This is a genomic window from Gordonia sp. NPDC003429, assembly GCF_053588575.1.
Genome location: NZ_JBSFQF010000006.1, coordinates 96,636 through 116,297, shown reverse-complemented (window position 1 = coordinate 116,297; position 19,662 = coordinate 96,636). Strand labels below are relative to the sequence as shown.

At 67.8% G+C, this 19,662-nt stretch carries 20 protein-coding genes; 9 read left to right on the top strand and 11 right to left on the bottom strand.

All coding sequences use genetic code 11. The features are described from left to right. Positions 1–52: 52 nt before the first annotated feature. Together ACWDSI_RS09705 and ACWDSI_RS09700 are read left to right on the top strand one after the other, a co-directional pair. Complete coding sequence (locus tag ACWDSI_RS09705; protein WP_449746866.1) at positions 53–1,216, top strand: steroid 3-ketoacyl-CoA thiolase; 1,164 nt, start codon at positions 53–55, stop codon at positions 1,214–1,216. Between the two features lie 58 nt (positions 1,217–1,274). Further along, complete coding sequence (locus tag ACWDSI_RS09700; RefSeq protein ID WP_449756494.1) at positions 1,275–1,700, top strand: nitroreductase family deazaflavin-dependent oxidoreductase; 426 nt, start codon at positions 1,275–1,277, stop codon at positions 1,698–1,700. Here ACWDSI_RS09700 and ACWDSI_RS09695 read toward each other — a convergent pair. Beyond that, a complete protein-coding gene (locus ACWDSI_RS09695) occupies positions 1,681–2,295 on the bottom strand; it encodes a TetR/AcrR family transcriptional regulator (protein ID WP_449756405.1) in 615 nt (204 codons plus the stop codon). The genes ACWDSI_RS09700 and ACWDSI_RS09695 overlap by 20 nt on opposite strands. A gap of 146 nt (positions 2,296–2,441) precedes the next feature. Here ACWDSI_RS09695 and ACWDSI_RS09690 point away from each other — a divergent pair, with 146 nt between their 5' ends. Further along, positions 2,442–3,698 carry a cytochrome P450 gene (locus tag ACWDSI_RS09690; RefSeq protein ID WP_449756404.1) on the top strand — a complete coding sequence of 419 codons (1,257 nt, stop codon included), beginning with the start codon at positions 2,442–2,444 and terminating at the stop codon, positions 3,696–3,698. A 116-nt stretch (positions 3,699–3,814) separates the two neighbouring features. Further along, complete coding sequence (locus ACWDSI_RS09685) at positions 3,815–5,026, top strand: MFS transporter (protein WP_449756403.1); 1,212 nt, start codon at positions 3,815–3,817, stop codon at positions 5,024–5,026. On the opposite strand, the gene fadD8 is transcribed toward ACWDSI_RS09685, so the two are convergent. Continuing rightward, a complete protein-coding gene (fadD8, locus tag ACWDSI_RS09680) occupies positions 4,982–6,619 on the bottom strand; it encodes a fatty-acid--CoA ligase FadD8 (protein ID WP_449756402.1) in 1,638 nt (545 codons plus the stop codon). The two genes, ACWDSI_RS09685 and fadD8, sit on opposite strands and share 45 nt — an antisense overlap. 149 nt (positions 6,620–6,768) lie before the next feature. Between fadD8 and ACWDSI_RS09675 the strand changes: the two genes are divergently transcribed. After that, the gene (locus ACWDSI_RS09675; protein ID WP_449746862.1) at positions 6,769–7,425 is read left to right on the top strand and encodes a GNAT family N-acetyltransferase; all 657 of its coding nucleotides are present in this window, start codon (positions 6,769–6,771) and stop codon (positions 7,423–7,425) included. A gap of 13 nt (positions 7,426–7,438) precedes the next feature. Here ACWDSI_RS09675 and ACWDSI_RS09670 read toward each other — a convergent pair whose 3' ends face one another. From ACWDSI_RS09670 to ACWDSI_RS09660, 3 genes are all read right to left on the bottom strand, one after another. Further along, positions 7,439–7,816, bottom strand: a complete 378-nt coding sequence (locus tag ACWDSI_RS09670; RefSeq protein WP_449756401.1) for a hypothetical protein — start codon at positions 7,814–7,816, stop codon at positions 7,439–7,441. A 42-nt stretch (positions 7,817–7,858) separates the two neighbouring features. Further along, entirely contained in the window at positions 7,859–8,764 is a 906-nt protein-coding gene (locus tag ACWDSI_RS09665) for an SDR family oxidoreductase (protein WP_449756493.1), read from the bottom strand. Between the two features lie 93 nt (positions 8,765–8,857). Further along, positions 8,858–9,649, bottom strand: coding sequence for an SDR family oxidoreductase (locus ACWDSI_RS09660; protein ID WP_449756400.1), 792 nt, complete (start codon positions 9,647–9,649; stop codon positions 8,858–8,860). Between the two features lie 87 nt (positions 9,650–9,736). On the opposite strand from ACWDSI_RS09660, the gene ACWDSI_RS09655 reads away from it, so the two are divergent. The 4 genes from ACWDSI_RS09655 (at position 9,737) to ACWDSI_RS09640 (ending at position 13,401) form a co-directional block, all read left to right on the top strand. Continuing rightward, positions 9,737–10,507, top strand: coding sequence for an enoyl-CoA hydratase family protein (locus tag ACWDSI_RS09655; RefSeq protein ID WP_449746859.1), 771 nt, complete (start codon positions 9,737–9,739; stop codon positions 10,505–10,507). Between the two features lies 1 nt (position 10,508). Then, positions 10,509–11,447 carry a CoA transferase subunit A gene (locus ACWDSI_RS09650; RefSeq protein WP_449756399.1) on the top strand — a complete coding sequence of 313 codons (939 nt, stop codon included), beginning with the start codon at positions 10,509–10,511 and terminating at the stop codon, positions 11,445–11,447. Between the two features lie 68 nt (positions 11,448–11,515). Beyond that, positions 11,516–12,310 (top strand): CoA-transferase subunit beta, encoded by a 795-nt coding sequence (locus tag ACWDSI_RS09645; protein ID WP_449746857.1) that lies wholly within the window; start codon positions 11,516–11,518, stop codon positions 12,308–12,310. Beyond that, on the top strand, positions 12,307–13,401 hold the full coding sequence (locus tag ACWDSI_RS09640) for an NAD(P)H-dependent flavin oxidoreductase (RefSeq protein WP_449746856.1): 1,095 nt from the start codon (positions 12,307–12,309) through the stop codon (positions 13,399–13,401). Before ACWDSI_RS09645 ends, ACWDSI_RS09640 begins: the two co-directional genes overlap by 4 nt. Before the next feature lie 20 nt (positions 13,402–13,421). Here the strand turns inward: ACWDSI_RS09640 and ACWDSI_RS09635 are convergent, their stop codons facing one another. The 6 genes from ACWDSI_RS09635 to ACWDSI_RS09610 all read right to left on the bottom strand — a co-directional run bounded on the left by ACWDSI_RS09635 (position 13,422) and on the right by ACWDSI_RS09610 (position 19,652). Beyond that, entirely contained in the window at positions 13,422–13,952 is a 531-nt protein-coding gene (locus ACWDSI_RS09635) for a hypothetical protein (protein ID WP_449746855.1), read from the bottom strand. A 133-nt stretch (positions 13,953–14,085) separates the two neighbouring features. Beyond that, a complete protein-coding gene (locus ACWDSI_RS09630) occupies positions 14,086–14,676 on the bottom strand; it encodes a TetR/AcrR family transcriptional regulator (RefSeq protein ID WP_449746854.1) in 591 nt (196 codons plus the stop codon). A 45-nt stretch (positions 14,677–14,721) separates the two neighbouring features. Beyond that, positions 14,722–16,227, bottom strand: a complete 1,506-nt coding sequence (locus ACWDSI_RS09625) for an aldehyde dehydrogenase family protein (protein ID WP_449756398.1) — start codon at positions 16,225–16,227, stop codon at positions 14,722–14,724. A gap of 96 nt (positions 16,228–16,323) precedes the next feature. Continuing rightward, complete coding sequence (locus ACWDSI_RS09620; RefSeq protein WP_449756397.1) at positions 16,324–17,481, bottom strand: acetyl-CoA C-acetyltransferase; 1,158 nt, start codon at positions 17,479–17,481, stop codon at positions 16,324–16,326. A gap of 60 nt (positions 17,482–17,541) precedes the next feature. Continuing rightward, on the bottom strand, positions 17,542–18,384 hold the full coding sequence (locus ACWDSI_RS09615; RefSeq protein WP_449756396.1) for an SDR family oxidoreductase: 843 nt from the start codon (positions 18,382–18,384) through the stop codon (positions 17,542–17,544). Then, the gene (locus ACWDSI_RS09610) at positions 18,381–19,652 is read right to left on the bottom strand and encodes an acyl-CoA dehydrogenase family protein (protein ID WP_449756395.1); all 1,272 of its coding nucleotides are present in this window, start codon (positions 19,650–19,652) and stop codon (positions 18,381–18,383) included. The genes ACWDSI_RS09615 and ACWDSI_RS09610 overlap by 4 nt, the downstream gene beginning before the upstream one ends. Between the last annotated feature and the right edge of the window lie 10 nt (positions 19,653–19,662).

The window sequence follows — 19,662 nt, the reverse complement described above, 5'->3', positions numbered from 1 at the left end:
CGGGTCGGCTTGTCGCCACTCGACGCAAGTACATCGAGAAGGAGTGTCGGGTATGGGCGAACCGGTGATCGTCGAAGCAGTGCGCACACCGATCGGCAAGCGAAACGGCTGGCTCTCCGGGCTGCACGCGGAGGAACTCCTCGGTCTCGCGCAGCGCGGACTCATCGAGCAAGCCGGCATCGACCCGGCGCTGGTCGAGCAGGCCATCGGCGGCTGCGTGACCCAGGCGGGCGCCCAGTCGGGCAACATCACCCGCAAGGCGTGGCTGTCGGCGGGGCTACCCGAACAGACCGGGTCCACCACCGTCGACTGCCAGTGCGGATCGGCGCAGCAGGCGGTCAATCTGATCGCCGGACTCATCGCCACCGACACCATCGACGTGGGCATGGCCTGCGGGGTCGAGGCGATGTCCCAGGTGCCGCTCGGCGCCAACATCGGAGTCGACGCCGGGCCCTATCACGCCGATTCGTGGCACGTCGACATGCCCAACCAGTTCGAGGCGGCCGAGCGCATCGCCCGGCGGCGCGGCATCACCCGCGACGACGTGGACGCGCTCGGCGTCCGGAGTCAGCAGCGCGCCCGGCGCGCCTGGGAGGAAGGGCGCTTCGATCGCGAGGTGCTGACCCTGAAGGCTCCCGAGCGCACCAAGGAGGGCGAGTTCACCGGCAACGTGATCGACGTGAGCCGCGACCAGGGACTGCGCGACACCACCACCGAATCACTGCGCGCGCTGCGACCCGTGATCGAGGGCGGCATCCACACCGCGGGCACCTCGTCGCAGATCTCCGACGGCGCGGCCGCGGTGCTGTTGATGGACGAGAGCAGGGCCCGCGAGCTGGGCCTTACACCGCGCGCCCGGATCCGTGCGTCCGCGCTCGTCGGCAGCGAACCGCACTATCACCTCGACGGGCCGGTGCAGGCCACCGAACGGGTGCTCGCCAGGGCCGGGATGACACTGTCGGACATCGACCTCGTGGAGATCAACGAGGCCTTCGCCTCGGTGGTGCTCAGCTGGGCGCAGGTGCACGACGCCGACCTCGACCGCGTCAACGTCAACGGCGGTGCCATCGCACTCGGACACCCGGTGGGCAGCACCGGATCCCGTCTGATCACCACCGCCCTGCACGAACTCGAGCGCACCGACGGCCAGACCGCGCTCGTCACCATGTGCGCGGGTGGGGCACTGGCCACCGGCACTGTGCTGGAACGGATCTGAGGCGGTGAAGCCCGAATCCCGTCCGGATCAACTCGATTCGCCGATCGTCGGCACGCTCATGAAGGCGGGTTCACGGGCGAACACGGCGATCTACCGGCTCACCGGCGGCCGTCTCGGGGGCAAGTGGCGCGTCGGCGCCGCCCTGCGACAGCCGGTCCAGGTGTGTCTGCTCACCACCATCGGCCGTAAGTCCGGCAAGCCGCGCACCGCACCCCTGCTCTACCTGCGGCGCGGTGACGACATCGTGGTGGTGGCATCCCAAGGTGGCCGGGAGAACAACCCGGCGTGGTACCTGAATCTGCGCGACAATCCCGCGGTGACCGTCCAGATCGGCAGCGATACAAAGGATTTCATCGCGCGTACGGCCGACGAGGACGAGCGCGCCACGCTGTGGCCGCACCTGGTGGACCTCTACGCCGACTTCGACACCTACGCCGCCTGGACGCAGCGGACCATCCCGGTGGTCATCTGCACGCCGGCGTGACCGACAGGGCGCGCATCGCTGCGCCGAGCCATGCGTCCAGAAACGCGCGGCGTCCGGTCGGGTCCCGCGTGCCCGGGTCGAGGACCATCGACTGCAGAGTCCGCAGCACCATCTCGGCCACGAGGTCGAGTTCGCGTTCGCCGTAGCCCGCGGCCGCCCAGTCCACGTCCATCCGCGTCACCATCGTGAGCACGAAATCATGACCCACCTGCGAGGTCACCTCACCCACCGCCGGCAGACTCAGATGCCCCTGGGCGAACAGCACGCCGACGTAGCGATCCGTGGTGAGCTCTTCGAGAACCGCCTCCACGCCGTCGACAACCGCGACATCGGGTTCGGCGATGCCGGCGATGCGCTCGATGATCCGGTCGAGGAAATCGCCCACCGCGTCGAGTGCGGTGGCACGCAGCAATTCCTCGGTCCCGCTGAAGTAGCGGTACACCGTCTGGCGGGTCACCCCGAGGCTCCGCGCGACGTCGCTGATGCTGGCGGCCACGCCGTGTTCGTCAATCGCCTCGCGCGCCGCGGCCAGGATTCGGGCTCGGGCCTCGTCGTCGTTTCGTGGGACCCGACCACCCCATCCGTGGGTACGCACGCCCTCACCCTACCGACCGTCTCGGTGTCGGCGGCAGAAATCCGGGACTCCGCCACCATACACATGGTCGCTCGTTGTATGGTGTAGTGACATCTGACACTCACCTGCTCCGCGCGCCGCGAGCGTGCGGGAGAAAACGAGGGAGCATGACAGCCACCACCGGTCAGACCTGCCCGTTCGGAAAGGGATTCGACTTCACCGACCCCGACGTCGTGGCCGCAGGCCTGCCGATCGACGAATTCGCCTATCTGCGCAAGACCGCCCCCGTCTGGTGGAACGAACAGCCGCCGGGAACGTCGGGATTCAGCGACGGCGGGTACTGGGTGATCTCCAAGCACGCACACGTCCGTGAGATCTCCCGCAACAGCCAGGTGTGGTCGACCAACGCCAAGGGCGCCGTCATCCGGCTGCCCGACTACATCACCCCGGATCAGCTGGAGTTCACCAAAGCCCTTCTGATCAACCACGATCCGCCGGAGCACACTCGCCTGCGCAAGATCGTCTCGCGGCTGTTCACACCGAAAGCGGTGGGTGCGCTCAGCGAGGATCTCTCGTCGTACGCCCGTGACATCGTGACGCGGGCCGCGCACAAGGACACCGGCAACTTCGTCGACGATGTCTCGATCCACCTTCCGCTGCAGGCGATTCTGGATCTCCTCGGGGTGCCCGAAGCCGACCGGGGCCGGATCCACGAGCTGGTGGATTCGATCGTCAACACCGACGATCCCGATCAGGCGATCGACCCCGCAACGGCCAACGCCGAACTCCTCGGATACGCCTACACGATGGCCGAGGAACGCAGGCGCAACCCCACCGACGACATTGTCACCACGCTCGTGCAGGCCGATATCGATGGCGAGTCGCTCACCGAGATCGAGTTCGGATTCTTCGTGATCCTCCTCATGACCGCGGGCAACGAGACCACCCGCAATGCCACCAGTCACGGGATGCGGGCCTTCATGGACAATCCCGATCAGTGGCAGCGCTACAAGAGTGAACGGCCACCGACCGCTGTCGACGAGATCCTGCGGTGGTCGAGTCCGGTGCACGCCTTCCAGCGCACCGCACTGGTCGACACCACCGTGGACGACGTGACCATCTCCCGGGGAGAACGCGTCGGACTGTTCTACAGTTCGGCCAACTACGACGAGGACGTCTTCGACGATCCCTTCACCTTCGACATCATGCGTGATCCCAACCCCCACCTGGCATTCGGCGGCAACGGTGCACACTTCTGCATCGGCGCGAATCTCGCACGGCTGGAACTGAACCTGGTGTTCAACGCGATCGCCGACACCCTGCCCGACATCGAGGCCATCGGTGAGATGAAGCGGGTGCGATCGGGATGGCTCAACGGCGTCAAGGACCTCCCGGTGCGCTACGGGCGGTGCCCGGTCGGCTGATCCCCGGGCACCTGGCCCGGAGTCGTGCGCGCGGTGGTGGCACCGCGGGTCACAATCTGCGACGTACAGACCTGGACGGGGCTCCGTGCAGCGGCGGCGACCCTAGAGTCTGACCCATGCGCTGGACGGAACCGTGGTACCTCGCCTACGCGATCGTCGGAGTGATGGTGCTCGGCGTCGCGCCGATCCTCATCCCGGTCACCGTCGACGCCCACGGCGGCACCGCGACGGCGGTCGGCATCGTCGTCGCCGCCTTCTATGTCGCCGCGTTGTTCGTACCCGTGTTCGGCGCACTCGCCGACCGCACCGGCAAGCAGCGCGCGGTGTTCCTCTGGTGCTTCCCGGTGATGGCGGCGACGGTGGCCGCCTTCGCCTTTGCCGAGCACACCTGGCAGTGGGCACTACTGGCCCTGATCTTCGGCGGGGCGGGATCGCTGGCCGGTACCGTGGCCGGACTGTTCATCGTCGAATCCCATCCGAAAGCCGAATGGGACCATCGGCTGAGCTGGTTCCGCATGGCCTACGGGGCGGGGCAGGTGGCGGGTTTGCTTCTCGCCGCGGTGACCGTGTCGCATCTGCGACTCGGATGGCTGATCACCGCCGGACTGCTCGCCGCCGGGTTGCTGGCCGCGCTCATCCGGCTGCCACACCTGCACGCGGTCGCCACCCACAGCGACGACAGTTCGCGCTTGACGATGATTCGCGCGCTACGGGGCCGCTTCGGCATCTTCCTGCTGACATGGCTGCTCACGATGACCGGCGTCCAGACATTCTTCAACGTCGTACCGCTCATCATGCGGGACATGTTCTCCGTCGCGGCCTCGACGTCGTCGATCCTGTTCCTCATCGGTGCGGCCATCGGCACCCTCGTCTACCCGTTCTGCGGAGCGGCCGCCGGCAAGTGGGGACCGGGTGTGGTGCTGGCCGCCGGGCTGATCCTGACCCTGGCCTCGTTCGTCGCGATGACGACGGCACACCTGGCCCACCTGCCCGGGGAGTCGGTCATCGGATCGGTGGCGCTGGTGATCGCGGCCGTCGCGTACGCCTTCAACGTGGTGGGCGCCACGATGATCATCGTCGAGGTGACACCCGGAAGTGAGGGGTCGGCGATGGGATTGCTCAACGGGATCATCGCCGCGGGCGCGGTGATCGGCGCGATCGCACCCTCGTTCGTCGCCGACGCCCTCGGTTATCCGGCGCTTCCCGCGCTGGCCGCGGGCATTGTGCTCGTCGCCCTGCTGGTCGGCATTCCGCTGTATCGACGGTCGAACTGGGTCACTCGGTCAGCCAACCCCACGCCCGGCGGAAGCCCAGTACCGGGCGCGTAACGCCTTCTTGTCCGGCTTGCCCAGCGCCGTCAGCGGCAACGAGTCGACGAAGATGACCTCCTTGGGAGCCTGCACCGCTCCCTTGCGTTCCCGGACCGCCGCCCGGATCTCGGCCCCGATCCGGTCTCTGGCCGCCTCGGACGTGTCGGCGTCGCCACGCAACACCACCACCGCGGTGACCGCCTCTCCCCACTTCTCGTCGGGAATCCCGATCACACCGACCTGGCTCACCGCGGGATGTTCGGCCACAACGTCTTCCACCTCGCGCGGAAACACGTTGAAACCGCCGGTGACGATCATGTCCTTGGTGCGGTCGACGATGTAGAAGAATCCGTCGTCGTCCTCACGTGCCACGTCACCGGTGCGCAGCCAGCCGTCGCGGAACGTCTCCGCGGTCTGTTCGGGCAGCCCGAGATAGCCGCCGGCCAACAACGGCCCGGCGACACAGATCTCACCGGGTTCGCCGCGCGGCACCGGCTTGTCGTCGGGCCCGAGCAACGCGGTCCGCAAAAACGCCGACGGCCGGCCACAACTGGCGAGTCTGCGCGGGTCCTCACCGGGCCGCGGATGATCGTCACGGGACAGATAGGTGATCACCATCGGCGCCTCGGACTGCCCGTAATACTGCGCGAAGATCGGTCCGAATCGTTCGATCGCCTCGGCCAGACGCACCGGATTGATCGGCGACGCACCGTAATACACCGTCTCCAACGACGACAGGTCACGGGTGTGCGAGTCGGGATGGTCGAGCAGGGCATACAGCATCGACGGCACCAGCATGGTGGCGCTGATTTTCTCCTCCTCGATCACCCGCAACACCTCCGCCGGATCGAAACGCGCCAGCACCACCATCGACCCGCCCTTGAGCAGGGTGGGCATGAAGAACGCCGCCCCCGCGTGCGAGAGCGGGGTGCACATCAGGAAGCGCGGCCGGTCGGGCCATTCCCACTCGGCGAGTTGGATCTGGGTCATGGTGGCCATCGCGCGAGCGGTTCCGATGACTCCCTTGGGTTTTCCGGTGGTGCCGCCGGTGTAGGTGATCGACAAGGCGTGATCCGGGGCCAGTTGCGCCGCGACGAGCGGTCGGGGCGCAAACGTGTCGGCCTCGGCGATCACGTCGCGACCCACCGCAGCGAGCGCTTCGGGCACCGGGCCGAGGGTGAGTACCTGTTTGAGGCCGGCCACGCGCTCGACGAGCGCCACCGCGCGTTCGACGAACATGGGCACCGGATCCACCACCAGCGTGGTCACCCCGGCGTCGGCCAGAACGTAGGCGTGATCGTCGAGCGAGCCGAGCGGATGCAACGCGGTGCGTCGCCAGCCCTGCGTCTGTCCGGCACCGATCACCAGCAGCACCTCGGGACGGTTGAGTGCCAGCAGACCCACCGCGGTACCCGAACCGGCCCCCAGCGATTCGAAGGCCTGCACGTAGCGGCTGATCGCGGCGGCCATCTGTCCGCCGGTCAGGGTGGTGCCGCCGAGTTCGAGCACGTTGCGATCGGCATGACGACGTAGCGCCGCCACCAGATAGTCACCCATGTGCGTACCGCCACGCAGGTGGTCGAAGTGGGTGTCGGAGGAGTCAGCAGCCATGGCACGAGATTAGGACGTGTTTCACAATCAGGGAAGCGTGTCGGCACGATCAGCTCTGTGAAATGCGTAAATGATCCGCACGGCCCTCCCGAGAACGCTTAGAACACGTTCTACTACCTACCCGTCGGTAGCTCTCTACGATCGGAGGTATGACTGATCTTGACCTGGAGACCGAACGTCGCGACATCACCGACGCCCTACTCACCGCGCTCGAGCGTCGCCACGAGGTGCTCGACGCCATCGTCGACGCCGATGATCACGACGCCGCGGTCACCGCTCTCGCCGGACTGCTCGACAAGTCCCGGCTCGGCGCCTCGGCAATCCTCGACATGAAGCTCGATCAGCTGACCAAGGAAGAGCGCCGCAAGAACCAGGCCGAACTCGACGACCTGAACTCGCGCCTGACCTTCACCCTCGCCGAACGGCCGGCCAGCAGTGGCGACACGGTGATCCTGCGCGTGTTCTCGCCGGTCGACGACGCCGACCTGTTCTCGCTTCGCACCGCCGAACTCGGTGTGGCCGGCGACGGATCGGGACACCCCGCGCGCGAGATCGACGAGGAGATCGCCCAGGCCGCCGAACGCGTCGACCAGGAGGAGGCGGTGTGGCTGGTGGCCGAGGACGGTTCGGCGAAGGTGGGGTTCGTCTTCGGTGAGCTCACCAACGGCGAAGTGGATGTGCGCATCTGGATTCACCCCGACCATCGCAAGCAGGGCTACGGCACTGCCACGCTGCGCAAGTCACGCTCGGAGATGGCCGCCTTCTTCCCCGGCGTACCGATGGTGGTGCGCGCACCGAGCTCCTGAATCCGGGCCCCGATCAGGATTGACGACGCGGGAAACCGAATCGCGCCGCGATGGTGCGGATTCGGTTCTCGTCGTCGACGACGAACTTCTCGGAGACCGGCGCCGCCAGCCGGGCGATCTTGGGTCGCACATGCACGAGGTAGCGCGTGGAGACACTGTGCCCGTCGACGGTCGCCTCGAAGTCGCTGACCCGGTGAATGAGCCGGAACTGCGGTCCGCGCGCCAGGCTGCGCGCGATATGCCGACCGTTACGCCCGGTCCGTACGCCGAGTTCCACCCGTGTGCAGTCCGGATGCAATGACACCTTCGACGGGTCATGGTCGACCAGCGCGTCGACGTACGCGCGTGCAGCCTGAATGCGTTGTGCAGCAACGTCGTCCGGAGTCTTCACCAACTGTCCACGTCCTCTCTCCGGGGCACGGTGGGCGCGATGTCAGCGCGCGCCGTACACCGGCATCGGCACCGGCGCCTTGGCGAGGATCTCCTCGATCACCGGACCGAGTTCGGCGGGCTCCCATCGAGATCCCTTGTCGCGCTCCACGCTACGCTGCCAGCCGTCGGCCACCGAGACCTTGCCGCCTTCCACCTCGAAGACCCGTCCGCTGACCGCCCCGGCCTCCGGGGAAGCGAGCCAGACGACGAGCGGCGAGATGTTGGCCGGGGCCATGACGTCGAACGAACCGTCGTCGGGTGCGGCCATCTGCGCTGCCATGGCCTCACCGGCCCCCAACGTCATCTGGGTGCGCGCGGCCGGTGCGATGGCGTTCACGGTGATGCCGTAGGCACCCATCTCGGCGGCGGCCTGGATGGTCAGGGCTGCGATCCCCGCCTTGGCGGCAACGTAATTACCTTGTCCCACAGAGCCGTAGAGTCCGGCACCGGAGGTGGTGTTGATCACCCGGGCAGCGCGGGGTGCACCCGCCTTGGCCTGTGCGCGCCAATACGCACCGGCGTGGCACAGTCCGACGAAGTGCCCCTTGAGGTGCACCCGCACCACGGCGTCGAACTCCGCCTCGGACATCGACACCAGCATCCGGTCGCGGACGAATCCGGCGTTGTTGACCAGGATGTCGAGACCGCCGAACTCGTCGATCGCCGTGCGCACCATCTGCTCGCCCGACTCCCAGTCGGCAACATCACCGATCGACGCGACGGCGCGCCCACCGGCGGCACAGATCTCGTCGACCACTTCGGCCGCCGCATCGTCTGCATAGTCGTTGACCACCACGGCGGCACCGTCGGCGGCCAACGCGAGCGCGTGCGCGCGACCGATACCCTGTCCGGCCCCGGTGACGATGGCCACGCGGCCCTCGTTGAGTGGTGTGCTGTTGTCGGGCACCCTGATTCCCTTCTCGATGTCATCGCGCTGCGCGCGGCTCACAGGTCGTTCCCCGCATTCGCCGCGTCCAAGAAAGCGGGCTTGTGTCGCGGCTCACAGGTCGTTCCCCGCGTTGGCCGCGTCAAGGAACGCGGGCTTCTCGCCGCCGCCGTGCACGGTCAGTGTCGATCCGGTGATGTAGGCCGCCAGCGGAGAGAGCAGGAAGGCCACCGCGTTGCCGACATCGGCCGGGCGCGCCATCCGTCCCATCGGGATGGTGCGGGCCACCGCGGCGATCCCCGCTGCGTCGCCGTAGTGCAGATCCGCCGACTCCGTCTCCACCGGCCCCACCACCACGGAGTTGACCCGCACCCTCGGTGCCCATTCCACCGCGAGCGAGGCGGTGAGGCTGTCGAGGCCTGCCTTGGCCGCGCCGTAGGCCGACGTGCCCGGCGACGGCCGGTGCCCGCTGACACTGGAGACGTTGACGATCGCACCGCCGGTCGACTGCTGCTGCATCACGCGGTTGGCTGTCCGTGCGACCACAAGCGGTGCGAGCAGGTTGAGTTCGACGATCTTGCTCGAGAAGGACGACGACGCACCGGCGGCGAGTGCGAACGGCGACCCACCCGCATTGTTGACCACCGCGTCGAGGCGGCCGTGCTCTTCGACGATCCGCTCGACCATCGTGGTCACCGCCGACTCGTCACGCACGTCGCACGGGATGTATTGGGCGACGGCGTCGGCGGTGGGGCCGGGTCGCCGGGCGCACACGATGGGAACGGCTCCGAGATCGGCGAGCACCGAGGCGATCCCGAGCCCGACACCCCGCACCCCGCCGGTGACCAGGACAACACTCTTCTCCATTCCGAGGTCGAGGCCGGTGACCTGTGAACGAAGACTCATGGGTGCTACCCTACCAAACAACCAAGCATTTGCTTGGTAGAACTTGGTCACTTCGACGTCACGGGACTTCCCGGGAGAGGACACGGCGTGCCGATCACCAGCACGCGCAGCGACAGCGGGGTCACGACGGTCACCGTCGACTTCCCGCCGGTCAACGCGCTTCCCTCGGCGGCGTGGTTCGAGCTGGCCGACACGATCCTCGCCGCCGGAAACGACCCTGCGTCGCATGTCGTGATCCTGCGGGCACACGGCCGCGGCTTCAACGCGGGTGTCGACATCAAGGAGATGCAGGCCACCGACGGGTTCGGTGCGCTGATCGACGCCAATCACGGGTGCGCCGCGGCCTTTTCGGCGGTCTACGACTGCGCGGTCCCGGTTGTGGTGGCCGTCAACGGCTTCTGCGTGGGCGGCGGGGTGGGGCTCGTCGGCAACGCCGACGTGATCGTCGCCGCCGAGGGGGCGGTGTTCGGGCTGCCCGAGGTGGACCGTGGCGCACTCGGCGCCGCGACCCACCTCGCACGACTGGTCCCGCAGCACATGATGCGCACCCTCTACTACACCGCCCAGAACGTCACCGCCGAGCAGCTGCTGCACTTCGGTTCGGTGTACCGGGTGGTGGCCCCCGACGCACTCGACGCAGCCGCCCTCGAGGTGGCCGAACAGATCGCCGCCAAGGACACCCGGGTGATCCGGGCTGCCAAGGCGGCCATCAATCACATCGATCCGGTGGACGTGAAGGCCAGCTATCGCCTCGAGCAGGGATACACCTTCGAGCTCAATCTCGCCGGCGTCGCCGACGAGCATCGCGACGCATTCGTCTCCACCGGCAAACCCCTGACGAACGGGAGTCAGCGCTGACATGACCACCCCCGCCACGACAACCACCACGAAACCCGCGACGGCGCAACCGAAGGACAAGACCTCGACCCTCGACGAGGTGGTCGCCGAACTGCGCGACGGGATGACCATCGGCATCGGGGGGTGGGGATCGCGACGCAAACCGATGGCCCTGGTCCGCGCCCTGGCACGCTCGGACATCACGGATCTGACAGTGGTGACCTACGGCGGCCCCGACCTCGGATTGCTCTGCGCCGCAGGCAAGGTGCGGCGCGCCTACTACGGATTCGTGTCGTTGGACTCCGCCCCGTTCTACGATCCGTGGTTCGCCGCGGCACGCACCGGCGGACGGATCGAGGCCCGCGAGATGGACGAGGGAATGGTGCGCTGCGGCCTGCAGGCCGCAGCCGCCCGACTGCCGTTCCTGCCCATTCGTGCCGGACTCGGCTCCGACGTCCCGGCGTTCTGGGAGGGCGAGCTCAAGACCGTCGACTCGCCCTACCCCGGCCCCGACGGACGCACCCAGACGCTGATCGCGATGCCCGCGCTGCGTCTCGACGCAGCGTTCGTGCACCTCGACCTCGCCGATGCGCGCGGCAACGCCGCATACACCGGGGTGGACCCGTACATGGACGACCTGTTCTGCGCCGCCGCGGAACGCCGCTACGTGCAGACCGATCAGCTGGTGTCCACCGAGGTGCTCGTCAAAACCGTTCCCGCCCAACGTCTGCTGCTGAACCGGATGAACGTCGACCGTGTGGTGCACGCCCCCAACGGTGCGCACTTCACCTTTGCCGGCGACTACGGCCGCGACGAGGCTTTCCAACGCTTCTACGTGGAGTCGGCGAAGGATCCGGACTCGTGGTCCGCGTTCGCGAAACGGTTCCTGGAGGTCGACGAAACCACCTACCAGCGCGAGGTGCTCGCCTGGCGCACCGAACGGGAGGAGCAGCATGACTGAATCGGCGCGCGCAGGGGTTTCGGCATCTCCGCTGGTTGAGCCTGTCGCATCGAACGGGAGGAGCCAGCATGACTGAATCGGCGCGCGGAGGGGTTTCGGCATCTCCGCTGGTTGAGCCTGTCGAAACCACCCGGGCGGAGATCTGTGTGGCGGCATGCGCCGACATCTTCGCCGGGGCGGGCGAGATCATGGCGTCGCCGATGGCGCCGGTTCCGCTGCTCGGGGCACGGTTGGCCCGGCTGACCACCGAACCCGATCTGCTCATCACCGACGGCGAGGCACTGATCCTCGCCGATACCCCCGCGATCGGCCGCAGCGGTCCCATCGAGGGGTGGATGCCGTTCTCCAAGGTGTTCGACGTGGTGGCCTCGGGTCGCAGGCATGTGGTGATGGGCGCCAACCAGATCGACCGGTTCGGCAATCAGAATCTGTCGGCCTTCGGACCGCTGCAACACCCCAGCAGGCAGATGTTCGGGGTGCGCGGCGCACCGGGCAACACGATCAACCATCCCACCAGCTACTGGGTACCGCGGCACTCGGCCCGGGTGTTCTGCGAGCGCGTCGACATCGTCTGCGGGGTCGGTTACAGCGCGGTGGACCCGGCCAACCCCGCCTTCGACGACCTCCACATCCACCGCGTGGTGACCAACCTGGGCGTCTTCGACTTCGGCGGACCTGGCCACACCATGCGGGCGCGGTCGCTGCATCCGGGTGTCGACGCCGACGAGGTGGCCGAGAACACCGCCTTCGAGGTGGCCGGGCTGGCCGAGGCGCCGCTTACCCGGGTGCCCACCGAGGAGGAGCTGACCCTGATCCGCGACGTCCTGGACCCCAAAGGCATACGCGACAAGGAGATCCGATGACCGCCTCCACGGCGCGGGCCGCGGCGCTGCCCACCCGGTTCACCGAGCTGGTCGGCGTCGAGTACCCGATCGTGCAGACCGGGATGGGCTGGGTGTCGGGACCCTCGCTGACGGCGGCCACGTCCAACGCGGGCGGGTTGGGCATCCTGGCGTCGGCGACGATGACCTACGAGGAGCTCGCGGCGGCGATCACCAAGACGAAGTCGTTGACCGACAAGCCATTCGGTGTCAACATCCGCGCCGACGCCACCGATGCGGCGGCGCGGATCGAGCTCCTCATCCGTGAGGAGGTCAGGGTCGCGTCGTTCGCACTCGCCCCCAAACAGGATCTCATCGCCGAGCTCAAGGACCACGGTGTGGTGGTGATCCCGTCGATCGGCGCTGCCAAACACGCCGTGAAGGTGGCGTCCTGGGGTGCCGACGCGGTGATCGTGCAGGGCGGCGAGGGCGGCGGTCACACCGGTCCGGTGGCCACCACCCTGCTGTTGCCGTCGGTGCTGGACGCGTTGCGCGCCAACGGCTCCGACATGCCGGTGGTGGCCGCGGGCGGCTTCTTCGACGGCCGCGGACTGACCGCCGCACTGGCCTACGGCGCCGAAGGCGTGGCGATGGGGACGCGGTTTCTGCTCACCTCGGACTCGGCGGTGCCCGACGCGGTGAAGCAGGAGTACCTACAGCGCGGTCTGACCGACACCGTGGTGTCGGTGAAGGTGGACGGGATGCCGCACCGGGTGTTGCGGACCCCGCTCGTCGAGGCGCTGGAAAGCGGTTCGCGGGGTCGCGCTCTGGTGGCCGCGGCACGCAACGCCAACGAGTTCAAGCAGTTGACCGGGATGCGCTGGACCACGATGTTGCGCGACGGACGGTCGATGCGACGCTCCGGCGACCGCACCTGGCAGCAGATCATCATGGCGGGTAACACGCCGATGCTGCTGCGCGCCGGACTGGTCGAGGGCGACACCCGCGCCGGGGTGCTGGCGTCGGGACAGGTGGTCGGCATGATCGACGACCTGCCGAGTTGTGACGAACTGATCCAGTCGATCATGACGCAGGCGCACGAACGGCTCAAGACGCTCGCCGCACTGGGCTGAGCGGCCGGACGCGGACGGCCTCAGGCACCCGGGTGGGAACGCGGCGGGGCGCCACCAGCGCCGGCACGCTTGACCTTGGCGATCGCCTCCGTCGGTGCGACGTCGACGGGAAGTGCCACGGTCGGGGTCTGGGCGCTCGGCGCTTTCACGATCACCACCTTGCCCACCTTGCTGATCGAGTGGACCTTCGAATACGGGATCACCGCCCGCGTGTGCGGGGTTTCGATGAGCATGGCCGAGTCGTTGAATCCCGTACCGACCGTGGCGCCGGGCACCACCGTCGCACTGAGCTGTTGGTAGGTGCTTCGGTACACGAGGAAGACGATGAAGATCAGGAAGAGCACTCCCACAACGGCGTACCAGACGTCGTCGCTCATCACGGCACCGGCGATGCACGCGGCGAGCAGGAGCAGTAGGACGATGGCGACGACGGGGGCACGCAACTCGGCGAGGGTGACCGTGACCGCCATGCGCCGCGGATCGTCCTTCCCGGGCCGCCACCGGTATTCGATACCCGGCGCATTGGGAACCGGGCCAAGATCGTCAGACATTCGTCAGCTCCTCGCGACACACCGAGTCCGTCGATACCGACGGTAGCCGTTGGCGCGGACGCGATCGCCGGAACGACGCGTTGATGTCACGAAGACGTCGGATCTGTGACACACTTCGCGCGCCGCGCCGCCGCTAGCGGGGCAGTATGCCGTCGAGAACGACGGCGAGGTACTGCGTGGCGATGTCGTCGATGGACAGTGCCCCACCGGGGCGGTACCAGCGCACCGCGACCCACACCGTGTCGCGCAGAAATCGGTAGACGAGTTCGATGTTGAGGTCGGCGCGGAACTCGCCGTCGGCCACACCGCGCGCGAGTACCGAATGCCACAGCTCGCGAAACTCCACGTTGCGTTCGTCGATGTAGGAGAAACGTTCCTGTGTGGCAAGACGTTTGGCCTCGTCCTGGTAGATCGCCACCGCATTGTGTTCGGCTTCGATCGATTCGAAGGAGGCCACCACGAGTTCGCGCAGTGTCTCGGTGGCCGACAGATCTGCGGCTGCGATCTCGCGGTACCGCGCGAACAGCGAATCGAGAAACCGGCGCAGGATCTCGTCCACCATCGACTCTTTGGAGTCGAAGTGGTGATAGAGGCTGCCCGACAGGATCCCCGCGCCGTCGGCGATGTCACGCACGGTGGTCGACCGGAGTCCGTGTTCGGCGAACATCTTTCCTGCGGTCGCGAGGAGTTCGTCGCGCCGCGAGGTGCCGTTACGTGCCGCCATCTGATCACCCTAGCAACTGCTTGGCAGGGTCGGCGGGATGGTGGCTCAGCGTCGGTGCAGCTTCTTGGCCGCACGCCGGTTGAGCTTGGTCCACATGGTCATCTGGCCGTCGATCATGCGCCTGTCCTTCTTGCCGAAGGGCGGCGTCATGAGGTCGGCGACCGACATCGGCAACGACGAGAAGGCCACCGCCCGGGCGTGACTGAACGTGTCGAAGCCCGCTTTGCCGTGGTATGAACCCATTCCGCTGCGGCCGACACCGCCGAACGGCAAGTCGGCGCCGAACATGTTCAGCGCGAAGTCGTTTCCGTTGATCGAGCCGCTGCGCGTGCTGTCGGCCAGACGCGCGAAGTTCGCGTTGTCGTCGCCGCACCAGTACATCGTGAGCGGGTGCGGGTGCGAGGAGATGTAGGTGATCGCCTCGGTGAGGTCACGATAGGGGTAGACGGTGAGCACCGGGCCGAACACCTCGTCCTCGGTGATCTTCATACCCGCCTTGACGCCGGCGAGCAGGGTCGGCGGGATCTTGCGCTGCTCGGCCGAGGGCAGCGGTTCCCCGCCGGGGATCACCTGGCGCGCGGTGGCACCGAGTTCGACGGCGTCGTCGACCAGCCCGAGGATGCGGTCGTAGTTCTTCTGATTGATCGTCGAGGTGTACTCCGGGTTGTCGACGATCGTGGGGAACTTCTCGGTCCACCGCGCGATCACCTTGTCGCTGAACTCACCGAGCTTGGCCTCGGGAACGAAGACGTAATCGGAACACAGACACACCTGGCCGCCGTTGACCATCCGGGCATCGGCCAGCATTCGTGCCGCCTTGTCGATGTCGGCGCCCACATCGACGACGGCCGGGTTCTTGCCGCCGAGTTCGAGGGTCACCGGCACCAGGTTCTTGGCGGCCTCCTGCGCCACCGACGACCCGACCTCGGGGGATCCGGTGAAGAACATGTGATCCACCTTGAGTTTCGCGAAGTCCGCCCCCGAGCCGTGCGCCGGGGTGAGCACCGCGAGTTCCTCGATGGAGAAGTAGTCGGGGGCGTGGCGGGCGATCACCTCGGTGGTGCGCGCGGTAATCGACGACGGCCGCATCAGCACCCGGTTGCCTGCGGCGAACGCCGAACCCGCGGGCACGAAGGTGAGTTGCAGCGGAAAGTTCCACGGGCCCATGATCCCGACGACGCCGAGCGGGTCGTGGCGCACCCGCTGGGAGAATCCGAGCGCGCCCTGTACGCGCGCCGATCGCGTCTCCCCCATCCACTCGCGCAACCCCCGGCGCTGATGCGTCAGGTCGATGAGGCAGCCGGCCACGTCGGCGAACACGCTGACTTCCTTTGGCCGCGAGCCGAAATCGAGAGTCAGCGCCTCACTGATCTCGTCCCCGTGGTCGAGGAGCAGCGACGACAACCGGGTGATCCGGTCAATTCTGGTGCTTGCGTCGGGTATGCCGTCACGGAGGAATGCGGCCTGCTGGATCTCGAGGAGTTCGGTCAGCGAATGGGTCTCCGACGAGACCCCTCGCTCGATTCGGTCTGCATCGGCCGGCTTGGTCATCGTCGTCCTCCGGGTTGGGATCGGTCCCGCACGCTCATCTGCTCATGCTATGTCGCAGGTCACATCTTTCGCGACCCTGTTCGCGTGGCGACGCGCTCAGCCGAGCCGTTCGATGATGGTGACGTTGGCGGTGCCGCCGCCCTCGCACATGGTCTGCAGGCCGTAGCGCCCGCCGGTGCGCTCGAGCTCGTTGAGCAGGGTGGCGAAGAGCTTGGCCCCGGTGGCACCGAGCGGATGACCGAGCGCGATCGAGCCGCCGTTGGGGTTGACCCGCGCCGGATCGGCGCCGGTCTCCTTGAGCCAGGCCAGCACCACCGACGCGAACGCCTCGTTGATCTCCACCACGTCGATGTCGTCGATGCCCAGACCCGACTTCTCCAGCGCGTACTCGGTGGCCGGGATCGGGGCCGAGAGCATCATCACCGGGTCGTCACCGCGCACCGAGAGATGGTGGATGCGGGCGCGTGGGGTGAGCCCGTAGGTGTCGAGGGCGCGTTGGCTCACGACGAGCGCAGCCGATGCCCCGTCGGAGATCTGGGAGGCGACCGCGGCGGTGAGCCGCGATCCGTCGGCCAGCGGCGCGAGTCCGGCCATCTTCTCCAGCGAGGTGTCGCGTGGGCATTCGTCGACGACACAGTCGGCCAGCGGCACCGTCTCGTCGTCGAAACGTCCTTCTGCGATGGCCGATTTCGCGCGCTGATGCGATTGCAGCGCCCACCGTTCCATGTCCTCGCGACTGATGTCCCAGCGCTGCGCCATCATGTCGGCCCCGACGAACTGGGAGATCTCGGTGTCGCCGAAGCGCTCCTGCCAGCCCACCGATTCGGCGGTGGGGGTGGAGAAGCCGAACTCCTGTCCGGCGATCATGGCCTGGGAGATGGGAATGGCGCTCATGTTCTGCACCCCGCCGACCACCACCACGTCCTGGGTTCCGCTCATCACGCCCTGCGCGGCGAAATGAATGGCCTGCTGGCTCGATCCGCACTGCCGGTCGACGGTGGTGCCCGGCACACCCAACGGCATGCCGGCCGCCAGCCACGCGGTGCGGGCGATGTTGCCCGCCTGCGGTCCGATCGCGTCCACGCAACCGAACACCACGTCGTCGACCACTTCCGGATCGAGTCCGGTGCGTTCGACGAGCGCGCGGATCACGTGCGCACCCATGTCGGCGGGGTGGGTCTTGGCCAGCGAACCGTTGCGTTTGCCGGTCGGGGTGCGGATGGCGTCGACGATGTAGGCCTGCGGTGTGCTCACGGTTTCTCCGATTCGTTGGCGGTCGGGCACGGAAGGTGTTGTCGGTGAACGGATGTGGTGTCAGGCGCGTTGACTGGAGATCGACACGACCTCGCCGGTCAGGTAGGTGGTGTAATCGCTGGCGAGCATCGCGATGGTGGCGGCCACCTCCCAGACCTCTGCGGCGCGACCGTAGGCCTCGCGTGCGGCGAGTTCGTCGAGCAGGTCGTCGCTGGTGACCTTGGCGAGGAACGGATGTTTGGCGATGGACGGGGCCACCGCGTTGATGCGCACCCCGATGTCGGCGGATTCCACTGCAGCACAACGGGTCAGCGCCATCACACCGGCCTTGGCGGCGGCGTAGTGGGCTTGCCCGCGCTGCGCCCGCCACCCCAGCACGGACGCGTTGTTGACGATCACGCCCCGACGTCCCGAATCACCGTGTTCGACCGCGCGGAAGTACCGCAGTGCGGCGCGGGTGGCGCGGAAGGTCCCGGTGAGCGTGATGTCGAGGACGCGATCCCATTCCTCGTCGGTCATGTCGGCCACCGGGGTCTCACCGCCGAGTCCGGCGTTGTTGACCAGCACGTCGATGCGGCCGAGTTTGTCCGCCGCAGAGGCGATCAGCGCGTCCACCTCGGCGGTGGACGCCACATTGCACACCACCGATTCCACGGCGCGGTCGGGGAATTCGGCGTGCAGTGTGTCGGCGGCCTCCCCCAGCCGCCGCTCATGCCAGTCGCTGAGGACGACGTCGGCGCCCTCGAGCAGGGCACGGCGCGCGGTGGCGAACCCGATGCCGGTGCCGGCGGCGGCGGTGACAACCACCTTGCGGCCCAACAGGAGTCCATGCCCCGGGGTTTCGCGCGGTGGGGTGGCCAGCGGCGAGATCGACGCTGCGGCGGTCGGTGTTGTCTGCGTCATCCGCGAACCTCCCGGGGAAGTCCGAGCACCCGCTCGGCGATGATGTTGCGTTGCACCTCGTTCGACCCGCCGTAGATGGTGTCGGCGCGAGTGAACAGGAAAAGCCGTTGCCAGTCGTCGAGTTCGACGTGTGCGGGATCGGCGATGTCGTTGGTCCGGCCCTCGACGGTGGTGTCGGGGGCGACGAGCGACGACGCCCCGGCCACCGCCATCGCAAGCTCGCCCAGGTCGCGATGCCAGTTGGCCCACAACAGTTTCGTCACCGACGCCGCGGCGGTGGCGCTCGCCGCGTCGCCGGTGCTGCCGAGTGTGCGCGCGGCATTGGAGCGCAGCACCGTCAGCCCGATGCCGGCGCGCACGAGCCGGGACGTGATCTCCGGGTTGTCGATGGCGCCGGTGCGTCGCGCCATGTCGGTGACGGCGTCGAGTTCACGGGCGAATCCGACCTGCTGTCCCAGCGTGGAGACGCCACGTTCGAACTGCAGCAGACCCATGGCCACCGACCACCCGTCGCCGGGGGCGCCGACGATCTCCTCGGCGTCGGTCACCGCGTCGTCGAAGAACACCTCGTTGAACTCCGACGTGCCGGTGAGCTGCTGGATGGGACGCACGGTGACGCCGGGCTGATCGAGCGGCACCAGCAGAAAACTCAGTCCCCGGTGCCGCGAGGAGCCGGGTTCGGTGCGGCACAGCACGAACACCCACTGCGCGACGTGCGCCAGCGAGGTCCAGATCTTCTGTCCGTGCAGATGCCAGCGGCCGTCGTCGCCGAGGCGTGCGCTGGTGGCGACGTTGGCGAGGTCCGAACCGGCACCGGGCTCGGAGTAGCCCTGCGCCCACAGTTCGGTGACGTCGACGATGCCGGGCAGGAACCGCCGCTTCTGTTCCTCGGTGCCGAAGTGGATGAGGGTGGGGCCCAGGAGTTCCTCGCCGAGGTGATTCACCCGCGCGGGCGCGTCGGCACGCGCATACTCCTGATGGAAGATGATCCGTTGCTCGAGCGTCGCGCCGCGGCCCCCGTATTCGGTGGGCCAGCCCAGGCATGTCCAGCCCGCGGCGGCGAGATGCCGGTCCCATGCGAGCCGGTCGGCGAAGAACTCGTGTTCGCTGCCCGGCCCACCGCGCCCCCTCAGGTGCGCGAACTCGCCGGCCAGGTTCTCGGCGAGCCACGCGCGCACGGCGGTGACGAACTCGCCGGTGGCCTCGGGCGTCGACCGGGCCCATTCGCCCAGGTCGACCGCCCTGTCGGCGAGATTCGTCGAGGTCATGCCCGCTAGC

Coding starts and splice junctions, on each gene's coding strand:
- ACWDSI_RS09615 (WP_449756396.1), bottom strand. CDS start 18,384: ATGACGCAGACAACACCGACCGCCGCAGCGTCGATCTCGCCGCTGGCC.
- ACWDSI_RS09705 (WP_449746866.1), top strand. CDS start 53: ATGGGCGAACCGGTGATCGTCGAAGCAGTGCGCACACCGATCGGCAAG.
- ACWDSI_RS09625 (WP_449756398.1), bottom strand. CDS start 16,227: ATGACCAAGCCGGCCGATGCAGACCGAATCGAGCGAGGGGTCTCGTCG.
- ACWDSI_RS09610 (WP_449756395.1), bottom strand. CDS start 19,652: ATGACCTCGACGAATCTCGCCGACAGGGCGGTCGACCTGGGCGAATGG.
- ACWDSI_RS09675 (WP_449746862.1), top strand. CDS start 6,769: ATGACTGATCTTGACCTGGAGACCGAACGTCGCGACATCACCGACGCC.
- ACWDSI_RS09645 (WP_449746857.1), top strand. CDS start 11,516: ATGACTGAATCGGCGCGCGGAGGGGTTTCGGCATCTCCGCTGGTTGAG.
- ACWDSI_RS09660 (WP_449756400.1), bottom strand. CDS start 9,649: ATGAGTCTTCGTTCACAGGTCACCGGCCTCGACCTCGGAATGGAGAAG.
- ACWDSI_RS09685 (WP_449756403.1), top strand. CDS start 3,815: ATGCGCTGGACGGAACCGTGGTACCTCGCCTACGCGATCGTCGGAGTG.
- ACWDSI_RS09640 (WP_449746856.1), top strand. CDS start 12,307: ATGACCGCCTCCACGGCGCGGGCCGCGGCGCTGCCCACCCGGTTCACC.
- ACWDSI_RS09630 (WP_449746854.1), bottom strand. CDS start 14,676: ATGGCGGCACGTAACGGCACCTCGCGGCGCGACGAACTCCTCGCGACC.
- ACWDSI_RS09635 (WP_449746855.1), bottom strand. CDS start 13,952: ATGTCTGACGATCTTGGCCCGGTTCCCAATGCGCCGGGTATCGAATAC.
- ACWDSI_RS09690 (WP_449756404.1), top strand. CDS start 2,442: ATGACAGCCACCACCGGTCAGACCTGCCCGTTCGGAAAGGGATTCGAC.
- ACWDSI_RS09700 (WP_449756494.1), top strand. CDS start 1,275: ATGAAGGCGGGTTCACGGGCGAACACGGCGATCTACCGGCTCACCGGC.
- ACWDSI_RS09650 (WP_449756399.1), top strand. CDS start 10,509: ATGACCACCCCCGCCACGACAACCACCACGAAACCCGCGACGGCGCAA.
- fadD8 (WP_449756402.1), bottom strand. CDS start 6,619: ATGGCTGCTGACTCCTCCGACACCCACTTCGACCACCTGCGTGGCGGT.